This window comes from Streptomyces fuscigenes (assembly GCF_021556455.1).
Classification (GTDB): Bacteria; Actinomycetota; Actinomycetes; order Streptomycetales; family Streptomycetaceae; genus Streptomyces; species Streptomyces fuscigenes.
Genome location: NZ_JAKGCV010000744.1, coordinates 1 through 1,500 on the forward strand (window position 1 = coordinate 1; position 1,500 = coordinate 1,500).

1 protein-coding gene and 1 pseudogene are annotated in these 1,500 nt (G+C 75.6%); one reads left to right on the plus strand and one right to left on the minus strand.

What is annotated here, in order from left to right; genetic code table 11:
• Nucleotides 1-114 precede the first annotated feature (114 nt).
• The gene (locus L1885_RS28255; RefSeq protein WP_235799988.1) at nt 115-816 is read right to left on the minus strand and encodes a lysophospholipid acyltransferase family protein; all 702 of its coding nucleotides are present in this window, start codon (nt 814-816) and stop codon (nt 115-117) included.
• 428 nt (nt 817-1,244) lie between these two features.
• Here L1885_RS28255 and L1885_RS28260 point away from each other — a divergent pair.
• Nucleotides 1,245-1,500, plus strand: a pseudogene (locus tag L1885_RS28260) (sigma-70 family RNA polymerase sigma factor); the annotation flags it as partial.

Here is a 1,500-nt window from a genome sequence, read left to right on the forward strand (position 1 = left end):
CGCGGCCCGGCCCCGGGGGCACATCGGCGCGGCCGGCCCCCTGGGATCAGCGGGGCCGCCGGCGGTCCGGCCCGTGCGCTGCCGGTCCCGTGCGCTGCGGGTCCCGCCCGGCCGCTACGCGGCGGCCTTGGCCTTGGTCGCGTACATGTCCACGTACTCCTGGCCGCCGAGGCGCATGACCTCGGCCATCACGGAGTCCGTGACCGCGCGCAGTACGTACCGGTCGCGCTCCATCCCGTCGTACCGGGAGAACTCCATGACCGGCCCGAACCGGACGGTCACCTTGCCCGCGCGCGGCAGGCCCTTGCCGTCGGGCTGCAGCTTGTCCGTGCCGATCATCGCGAACGGCACCACCGGCGCGCCCGTCATCAGCGTCAGCCGGGCGATGCCCGTGCGCCCGCGGTACAGGCGGCCGTCGGGGGAGCGGGTGCCCTCGGGATAGATGCCGAAGATGTTGCCCTGCTCCAGCACCCGGCTGCCCGTCATGAGCGCGGCGACGCCGCCGCGCCCGCCGTCCCGGTCCACGGGGATCATGCCGACACCGGTGAAGAACCAGGCCATCGCCCGGCCCTTGATGCCCCGGCCCGTGACGTACTCGTCCTTGCCGATGAAGAAGACCTGCCGGTCGCAGACGAGCGGCAGGATCATCGAGTCGATGAAGGTCAGGTGGTTGCCGGCGAGGATCACGGGACCGGTGCCCGGAATGTGCTCGGCGCCCTCCACCCTCGTACGGAACGCGAGGCGCATGAGCGATCCGAGCGTCGCCTTGAGGAACGCGAAACGGGACAACGGGTCCTCCGTGTCGTCGGCTGGCATGGATGAACGGCGAGGTCTGTGGCGGTGAGGACATTACTCGGCGGGCGTGGCGCGGCGCACGTCGGGAGCCGCGGGAGGGCACCGGGCAGGCCCACACCCGCCGCACAGTCCCCTCACAGGCCGGGGAGCCGATGCTGCCCGGCCGCCCCAACCGCCCCCGTGCGCAAGGGGCCTGGCCGGGAGGCCGGTGCCTGCTCGTCAGGCGCCCGACACGCGTCCGGGGCGTCGGGGGAGCATCGCGGCCCGGGAGGACCGACGGGGCGCGGGCGGCCTCCCGGGCCCCGGGTCCCGGCCCCCGCGCAGCGGGCGGGGCCGCTCGACCGTCCGCCACCGGTGTGCTGATCGTACGTACGTCCCGTGTCTCCCCGGACGGGTGAGCGGCCGCCCCCGCAGCAACCGATGCCCGCCGGGGGGACGTCTCGCCGTGCATGGTCACCAGATCCGGGGCCGGGGAACTGTTCGCCCTGCTCTCCCCGCTCGTACGCGCCGAGGCCGCGGCGGAGGCCGCGGCCGCCGCGGTGGAACCGCGCGATCTCGAACAGGCCGTGTGGGTGCGCCTCCTGGAGCGCCTGCCGGGCGAGGGGCCCCCGCCCGACGCGGTCCGCTGGGTCCGGGGCGCGGTGCGCGGCGAGGCACGCCGGGCCCGCCGCACCGCCGCCCGCGAACTCCCCTACGGGGGCGGAC